This is a genomic window from Salinimicrobium sp. WS361 (genome assembly GCF_050750585.1).
Classification (GTDB): Bacteria; Bacteroidota; Bacteroidia; order Flavobacteriales; family Flavobacteriaceae; genus Salinimicrobium.
The window spans coordinates 232,985-241,103 of the sequence record NZ_JBOJLM010000007.1 but is presented as its reverse complement, the minus strand read 5'-3'; the positions used below and the strand labels follow the sequence as shown (position 1 = coordinate 241,103).

Here is an 8,119-nt window from a genome sequence, read left to right as displayed (position 1 = left end):
TATCTTTCTCTTTAAAACGATTGACGATAATTAAGACCTCACAGGTTTTTGAAACCTGTGAGGTCTTAGTAAGGTTGAGGTCTTTGTAATTTTTAAAGCAAAAACACACCTTCGGTTTTTAATTCCTGTCTCATTTCTTCGGGCCAGATGCTTGCCTGTACTTCCCCAATATGTCTTTTTTGAAGCAGGAACATACACAGCCTTGACTGTCCTATCCCGCCACCAATGGTTTGAGGGAGTTTTTCTGAAAGTAGCTGGTCATGGTAGTATAAACTTTTACGGTCTTCGGCTTTTCTCTCCTGTAGTTGTAGCTCCAGGGTCTTTTTGTCTACCCGAATTCCCATTGAAGACAATTCAAAAGCCTGTTCCAGTACAGCATTCCAGACTAAAATATCGCCGTTGAGACCTTTTGTAGAAGCCGAGGTAGGAGTGCTCCAGTCATCATAATCGGGAGCCCGGCCGTCGTGTGCTTCGCCACTTTCCATTAAACCACCTATCCCAATAAGAAATACCGCCCCGTATTCTTGTGCCGCACGATCTTCTCTTTGTTTCGGAGTGAGGTGAGGGTACTGCTTAAGCAGGTCTTCAGTGTGTAAAAAGGTGATTTCAGCTGGTAGGTCCTGTGAGAGCAGGGGATGTTTTTGGGTAATAGCAGCTTGTGTATCGAGTATAGCGCTATATATTTTTTTAACCTGTGCCTTCAAAAAATCGAGGTGTCTTTCTGTCGGGGTCATCACTTTCTCCCAGTCCCACTGGTCAACTGAAATGGAGTGGATAGGCCCTAAGTCTTCATCGGGCCGCAGGGCCTTCATATCGGTAACTATTCCCATTCCGGGTTCAATTTCATATTCCCGCAGTCTTAACCTTTTCCATTTTGCGAGAGATTGTACAACTTCGGCGCGGCGCTCCTGCATAGCTTTTATAGGGAAGCCAACGGGTCTTTCAATTCCGTTTAGATCGTCGTTGATGCCGGTGCCGTGAAGTACAACGGTGGGAGCCGATATTTTTACCAGTGAAAGTTGTGCTTTCAGGTGTTTTTCAAATTCAGATTTTACGAAGTCAACAGCTTCTTCAGTTTCAAGTTTTTGTGATAGTTGTAATATAGTTTTCATAATGTTTGTTTTAAATGTTTAAGAAATAGAAAAGCCTGCCCCGGGAAGGAGGCAGGCTTTAAAGCACAGAGATCCTCTCCCCCGGGTGGCGGACTATTATTATTGATATTATTATTTTGAAGTCGTTTCATAATTCTGCAAAAAAAAAGCCTCTCCGGGTGGCGGAAAGGCTTTGAATATTGTTTAAGGGATTTTTTATACAATAATAGCTCTCCGCAATCTGATTTGATTCAGATTGTTATTGAAATTATTATTGTTATTATTTAAAATCACCTGGATTGTTCTTTTTTGATTTTGGTAAACTTAGGTCATTTTTTTTAAACGGCAAATTTATTTTTCTATTTTCACTCCGTTCCAGAAAGCTACGTAGTTCTTAATATTGGTTGCTTCGGGTTTTGGATGAGGATAAAACCAGGCCGCATCGGTATTTTTTTCATCTCCTACCTTTAGGTGAAAATAAGAGGCTCTGCCTTTCCATGGGCATACTGTATGGGTATCGCTCAGGTTGAAGAATTCAGAATTTATAGATTCCGGGGGGAAATACTGGTTGTTTTCTACTTCAACAGTTTGATCACTTTCGGCTATTACGGTGTTATTCCAAATTGCTTTCATTATTTTATTCTTTTGAAAAGATAGTTTTTAAAGCAGCTGTCTTTGTCGGCCCAACAGCCTGTAATCTCCAGTCCGGCTTCTTTGGCCAGCCAGGCTATGGAGGTGTCGTCATATTTTTGGGATACTTCGGTGTGTATGGTCTCCCATTTTTGAAAATGCACTTTTATATCAAGAGCATTTATTGCTACAGTTTGTTCCTTTTTGCTCACCAGGAAGCTTTTGGCTACTCCTGATTCGGGATCATAAAGGGGCCAGTGCATAAAATCTTCAGGATCAAATTCGGCATCCAGTTCCCTGTTCATTCGCGTGAGCAGGTTTTTATTGAATGCTTCGGTAACTCCTGCGCCATCATTATAAGCATCCAGAATCACCTTTGGGTCCTTCTTTTGATCTACCCCCATAAAGAAAAGATCTTTTTCATGCATTGCAGAGGATATCTTCTTTAGAAAGTTCACAGCTTCTTCGGGAGTGAGATTCCCAATATTTGAACCCAGGAAAAGGATCACTTTTTTGCGCTCCCGATAATCGGCCAGTCGATTGAGTACTTCGGCATAAGTACCCTGCTGTGGTTCTACCTCTACAGAAGGGAATTCCTGTTGCAGGCTGCCTCTTAACTGCTCGAGTACATTTTTGCTTATATCTACCGGCAGGTATTTATAGTCATAGTTCTTCTCTTCAAAGTGCCTTAACAGCACCTTTGTCTTTTTCCCATCCCCGGCACCAAGTTCTATAAGGTCAAAACCTTCTAAAGAGGCAAATTCATCTCCTAATTCTTCCCTGTGGCGCTTAAGAATTTGATATTCCTTGCCCGTAAGATAGTACTCGGGCAGGTCCATGATCTGCTGAAAGAGCTCGTCTCCCTTTTCATCATAAAGGAATTTTGAGCTAATTTTTTTAGGATATGAAGTAAGGCCTTTAAAGACATCTTCGGCAAACTGAGTTTTGAATTCCGGGGGTTTGGTATTATTCATAAGGAAAAAATTTCCGGCGTATTTACCTTTTTTGGGGAATAAAAAAAGGAAACCCGCAGGTTTCCTTCAAATTTAAACTTTTATGTATCCCTTTTAGTTAAAGGAATAATAAGAATAGGCTTAGAATGTAAAAGGAACTTTATAGCTCACCTCCACAGGTTTCCCGGCCATCTGCCCCGGCGTCATCGGTGGAATGGCAAGAATGATCTTCTTTGCTTCTTCATTGAGTTCCTTTTTGGCGCCTTCAACTTTAGAAATTACCGGTTTCCCTTCTTTATTGATCACAAAAGAAACTATCGCCTTTCCCCGAATGTAATTGCCAGCTTTATCTTTTGGGAACTTGTAATTCTCCTTGAGATGCTGGGTGAGCTTCTCCTTAAAACAGGTTTTTGAAGTTCCCGAAAAATCTTCACAACCCGGCCAAATCGGAGGGGTTTCTTTGGTAGTAAGCGTATTTTTGGAAACACTTACGCCTTCCTGGGCAAATGTTGCTCCTGCGCTAAACAGGAAAAGGACAAAAAGTAATTTTTTCATGATCTGGGGCTTATTTTTAGAAGCGGTAGGTAGTGGTGAAATTCCGGGAATCAGGCTCTCCGTTTAAAGTCCCGGGCTTCATATCTGGAATCTTTTTGAGCATTTCCCTGGCAGCTTCATTCACCAGTGGCTCCGATCCTTCAACCGAATTCACAACAACTTTCCCTTCTTCATTAATATTGAAAGATACTTTTACTTCTCCCCGCACGTAAGCGTTCTGCTTCATGGGGTATTCGTAATTTTCCCTTACGTGGGCATTTAGTTTTTCGTTAAAACACTCCGATTTATCTTCATCGTCTTCACAGCCCGGCCAAACTGGTGAGGTTTGTTGTGCCTGGGCACCTGCTATTCCTCCAAAGAAAAAACATGCAATAACTAATAACTTCTTCATAATGCTTAAAAAATTTAAAATTGGACAAAAATTAAACCGCTACCTGCCCTTTTATAGCCGGATGCGGATCATAATTTTCCAATTTAAAATCTTCAAACTTAAAATCAAAAATATTTTTCACCTCAGGATTCAGTTTCATGACTGGCAAAGGCCTCACATCCCGCGACAGCTGCAGGTTTACCTGCTCCATGTGGTTGTTGTAAATATGAGCGTCACCAAAAGTGTGAATAAAATCTCCTGCTTCATAACCACATACCTGCGCAATCATCATAGTGAGCAGGGCATAGGAAGCAATATTAAAAGGTACCCCCAGAAAAATATCTGCACTTCGCTGGTAGAGTTGACAGGATAATTTGCCGTTAGCAACGTAGAATTGAAAAAAAGCATGGCAGGGTGGAAGTGCGGCTTTTCCATTCGCTACATTTTCTGAAAAAGATTTTGAGGTATCGGGCAGTACCGAAGGGTTCCAGGCAGTTACCAACATGCGTCGGCTGTTGGGACTGGTCTTCAATGTTTCTACCACCTCCTTTATTTGATCGATATCTTCACTGTTCCAGTTGCGCCATTGATGACCGTATACCGGACCCAAATCGCCGTTCTCGTCGGCCCATTCGTTCCAGATACGCACTCCGTTTTCCTGTAAATATTTAATGTTGGTATCGCCGTTGAGGAACCAAAGCAACTCGTTAATAATAGATTTTAGATGGAGCTTTTTTGTGGTAACCATGGGGAAACCCTCACTTAAATCAAACCGCATCTGGTATCCAAACACGCTTTTGGTGCCGGTGCCGGTGCGGTCTCCTTTTTCATTTCCGTTTTCCAGGACATGTTTTATAAGGTCGTGATACTGCTTCATTGTAATAATTTAAGTCGACCTGCAAGGTCTTTTTTGACCTTGTAGGTTTTTAAAATGCTATTGACTCTAATACTTCAGGCAGACTTTTCTCCAGAGCTAGAAGGTTTTGAAAACATTGCAGGTCAAAAATGTCATTTTCTTACTGAATTTCAGCTAAAATAGAAAACTGTTCTGAATTAGAAAGGGTTTTTAACTACCGGAATTTTTTATCCAATGATCATCCCGGCAATTGTAGCCGAAAGCAAAGAAGCGAGGGTACCGCCAATAAGCGCTTTCATCCCAAATTCCGAAAGGGTTTTTCTCTGTCCGGGTGCCAGGGAACCAATTCCGCCTATTTGTATTCCAATAGAAGCAAAGTTGGCAAATCCGCATAGCATATAAGTGGCCATGATGATAGATTTTTCATAGGTAAGGCTTAGCGCATTTACCGGATTCTTAAGTTCAGCCAGCTGTATATATCCTACAAATTCACTCGCTGCAAGTTTTATTCCCAGCAGCTGCCCCATGAGCATCATATCGGCTTTTGCTACTCCAATAAGCCACATGAGCGGAGCAAAAATAATTCCGAGGAGAGATTCAAGAGATAACCTGGCGTAAGGAGTGTTTGCTGCCATGATGCCGTTAAGGCTTGTCCAGTCTCCAATTTTTCCAAGGCCGTAGTTGATCATAGCGATAAAAGCGATAAAAACCAGGAGCATTGCAGCGACATTGGCTGCCAGCTTTAAACCTTCGGTGGTACCGTTGGCAATGGCATCTAAAATATTAGATCCAATTTTGTCTGAAGAAACTTCTACATCGGTAGTGATCTTGTCCTGCTGCGGATAAAGGATCTTTGAAATTACGATGGCTCCCGGTGCTGCCATAACGGATGCAGCCAGCAGGTGCTTTGCAAATTCTACTCTAAGCGCAGGGTCATCACCACCCAAAAAGCCTATGTAAGCTGCCAGTACGCCACCTGCCACAGTAGCCATTCCGCCAATCATGACCAAAAGGATTTCCGATCGGCTCATTCTTTCAAGGTATGCCTTGATCATTAATGGGGCTTCAGTTTGTCCTAAGAAGATATTTCCAGCCACACTTAAACTTTCGGGCCCCGAGATACCCATGAGCTTGGTTAGCACCCATGCCATTCCCTTTACCACGATCTGTATCACCCCAAGGTAGAACAGTACAGAAGTTAAGGCAGAGAAGAAAACAATGGTGGGTAATACCTGGAACAGGAAGATAAAACCATAACTTTCAACACTCATCAGTCCGCCGAGCAAAAATTCACTTCCTGCCGCGGTGAAATCAAGAATAAGTACAAAGAAATAACCTACGGTCTCAAATACGTTTTGAACCACAGTGATCTTTAAAACCCCGATTGCCAAAAGAAGCTGAGCGCCTAATCCTACAAGAATAGTCTTCCAGTTTATGGCCCTGCGGTTGCTGCTAAAGATAAAGGCGAGTAGGATGAGAGAGACCATTCCCAGTGCACCTCTCCAGAAACTTGTGAAGGTAAAACCCTGGTTGGGTATTACGGTCTTTGCGGTATCTACGGGCAGTACTTCTTGTACAGTTTGTGGCACTTCCCTAAGGGAGTAGGTCACATCTCTTGTGCTAAGCACCAGCGTAGAATCGGTTAAAGTGTTTACTCTAAAATTCTGAATACTGTCGCCCGGACTGTCAAAGAATAGTACCAGAACATCATTTTGAAAAACATAATTCCCGGTTGAACTGGGAGCGTCTTCATTGGTAAGGGCGAGTTCAAAACCTCCATTGTCCAGTTTTAAATAGTCATTTCCGGGGGAGATGTCAAAAATGGTGTTTTGGGGGCTGCCTTCTACGGCTTCAAAATCCCAGGTTTTAGAAATTGATTGTGCAAATAAGGGGGATATTCCGAAGAAGATCAGGAACAGGAAGCACCAGATTTTATTCATTATGAATGGGGGTTATTTTCGCTTGGAGATCTCATCTCGTATACGGGCCGCTTTCTCATAATCTTCGTTTTTTACGGCCTGGTCTAGCATGTTATTGAGTTCGTTGAGTGACAGTTTCCTGTAATCGGGTTGGTCAGATTTTATCTCGACTTCCTTAGAAAAGAGTTCATCTACTATAATATCTTCTTTCTCCTGTTCTTCTTTCTCTTTTGCGGTATCTCCCTTGAGGTAGATACCGGCCTTGTCCAGGATATTCTTATAGGTGAAAATGGGTGCCTGGAATCTCAAAGCAAGTGCAATGGCATCGCTGGTCCTGGCATCAATGATCTCTTCAATTTTATCGCGCTCACAAATGAGGCTGGAATAGAAAACCCCGTCTACCAGTTTGTGAATGATCACCTGTTTTACAACGATCTCAAACCTGTCGGCAAAATTCTTGAAAAGGTCGTGGGTGAGTGGGCGTGGAGGCTTGATCTCTTTCTCAAGAGCGATAGCGATAGATTGAGCTTCAAAAGCACCAATTACAATAGGGAGTTTACGCTCTCCTTCCACCTCACTCAAAATTAAGGCATAGGCCCCATTCTGGGTTTGGCTGTAAGAAATTCCTTTAATGTTAAGGCGCACTAAACTCATACTTCAAAAATAAAAAAAAAGCTGTCTAAACGGGCAAAATACCTATCTGAGACAGCCCTTTTAACGGCTTGCAAGTTAAAAAAATTATGAGTTACCAGCCTTAAATTCCTTTAATTTTTCGGTGAGCTTTGGTACTATCTCAAAGGCATCTCCTACCACCCCGTAATCGGCAGCCTTAAAGAAAGGTGCTTCGGGGTCATTATTGATTACCACTTTTGTTTTTGAGGCACTTACCCCTGCAAGATGTTGTATTGCTCCAGAAATTCCAATAGCGATGTACAGGTTTGCTGCAACGGGTTTTCCAGTCTGGCCTACGTGTTCACTATGAGGTCTCCAGCCCATATCACTCACAGGTTTTGAACAGGCTGTCGCTGCTCCCAGTGTTTCGGCAAGTTCTTCAACCATGCCCCAATTTTCAGGACCTTTAAGACCTCTTCCGCCAGATACCACAATTTCGGCATCGGCAATAGTCACCTTATCGGCTGCTTTGTCTACAGAAACCACGTTGATTGCAAAATCTCCTTCAGAAAGAGAAGGGGAGAAATCTTCTTCCGTAGCGTCTGTTTGATTTTCTTTTAATCCGAAGGCATTTTTAGAAAGCCCAATGATCTTCACATCGGTAGATAATTTGGTGAAGTTAAAAGCCTTGTTGGTGAATGCGGTTCTTTTTACCTGTAGTGGATCTGTACCTTCGGGTAAAGCCACCACGTTTGAAGCGTATCCCGCCTCCAGTTGTACTGCCAATAGTGGTGCTAAATATTTTGCGTTTGCACTCTGGCTTACAATGATCACTTTTGACCCTTCCTTTTTGGCTGCCTGCTTAATGGCATCGGCGTAGGCTTTGGCATTGAATTTTTGAAGCTTCCCGTCATTTACCTTTAATACTTTGCTCACTCCATACTTCCCAAGGTCACCTGCACTTTCCGCATTAAAAGAAATAGCTGTGACTTCTGTTCCCAGCATGTCGGCAACACCTTTTGCATAAGAAGCCACCTCAAAGGCAGTCTTCTTAAATTGTCCTTCTTCCGATTCTGTATATACTAATACTGACATATTTTTTTCTTTAAATTCCAATTAATAAATTCCAAATT

Annotated in this window: 9 protein-coding genes; all 9 read right to left on the bottom strand. The window is 42.4% G+C overall.

Annotation, left to right across the window (positions count from 1 at the left end):
• Positions 1-92 precede the first annotated feature (92 nt).
• The 9 genes from asnA to ACQ93I_RS09645 all read right to left on the bottom strand — a co-directional run bounded on the left by asnA (position 93) and on the right by ACQ93I_RS09645 (position 8,081).
• Positions 93-1,112 (bottom strand): aspartate--ammonia ligase, encoded by a 1,020-nt coding sequence (gene asnA, locus ACQ93I_RS09685; RefSeq protein WP_431698329.1) that lies wholly within the window; start codon positions 1,110-1,112, stop codon positions 93-95.
• Between the two features lie 330 nt (positions 1,113-1,442).
• Positions 1,443-1,724, bottom strand: coding sequence for a DUF427 domain-containing protein (locus ACQ93I_RS09680; protein WP_431698328.1), 282 nt, complete (start codon positions 1,722-1,724; stop codon positions 1,443-1,445).
• On the bottom strand, positions 1,724-2,695 hold the full coding sequence (gene egtD / locus ACQ93I_RS09675; protein ID WP_431698327.1) for an L-histidine N(alpha)-methyltransferase: 972 nt from the start codon (positions 2,693-2,695) through the stop codon (positions 1,724-1,726). The genes ACQ93I_RS09680 and egtD overlap by 1 nt, the downstream gene beginning before the upstream one ends.
• Before the next feature lie 120 nt (positions 2,696-2,815).
• On the bottom strand, positions 2,816-3,229 hold the full coding sequence (locus ACQ93I_RS09670; protein ID WP_431698326.1) for an energy transducer TonB: 414 nt from the start codon (positions 3,227-3,229) through the stop codon (positions 2,816-2,818).
• Between the two features lie 16 nt (positions 3,230-3,245).
• Positions 3,246-3,620 carry an energy transducer TonB gene (locus tag ACQ93I_RS09665; protein ID WP_431698325.1) on the bottom strand — a complete coding sequence of 125 codons (375 nt, stop codon included), beginning with the start codon at positions 3,618-3,620 and terminating at the stop codon, positions 3,246-3,248.
• 31 nt (positions 3,621-3,651) lie between these two features.
• Positions 3,652-4,476: a thymidylate synthase gene (locus ACQ93I_RS09660; RefSeq protein ID WP_431698324.1), complete on the bottom strand. Its 825-nt coding sequence runs from the start codon at positions 4,474-4,476 to the stop codon at positions 3,652-3,654.
• Between the two features lie 206 nt (positions 4,477-4,682).
• Positions 4,683-6,395 (bottom strand): nucleoside transporter C-terminal domain-containing protein, encoded by a 1,713-nt coding sequence (locus tag ACQ93I_RS09655; RefSeq protein WP_431698323.1) that lies wholly within the window; start codon positions 6,393-6,395, stop codon positions 4,683-4,685.
• Positions 6,396-6,407: 12 nt separating this feature from the next.
• On the bottom strand, positions 6,408-7,028 hold the full coding sequence (locus ACQ93I_RS09650) for a bifunctional nuclease family protein (RefSeq protein ID WP_423819818.1): 621 nt from the start codon (positions 7,026-7,028) through the stop codon (positions 6,408-6,410).
• Positions 7,029-7,112: 84 nt separating this feature from the next.
• A complete protein-coding gene (locus ACQ93I_RS09645; protein WP_431698322.1) occupies positions 7,113-8,081 on the bottom strand; it encodes an electron transfer flavoprotein subunit alpha/FixB family protein in 969 nt (322 codons plus the stop codon).
• Positions 8,082-8,119 lie beyond the last annotated feature (38 nt).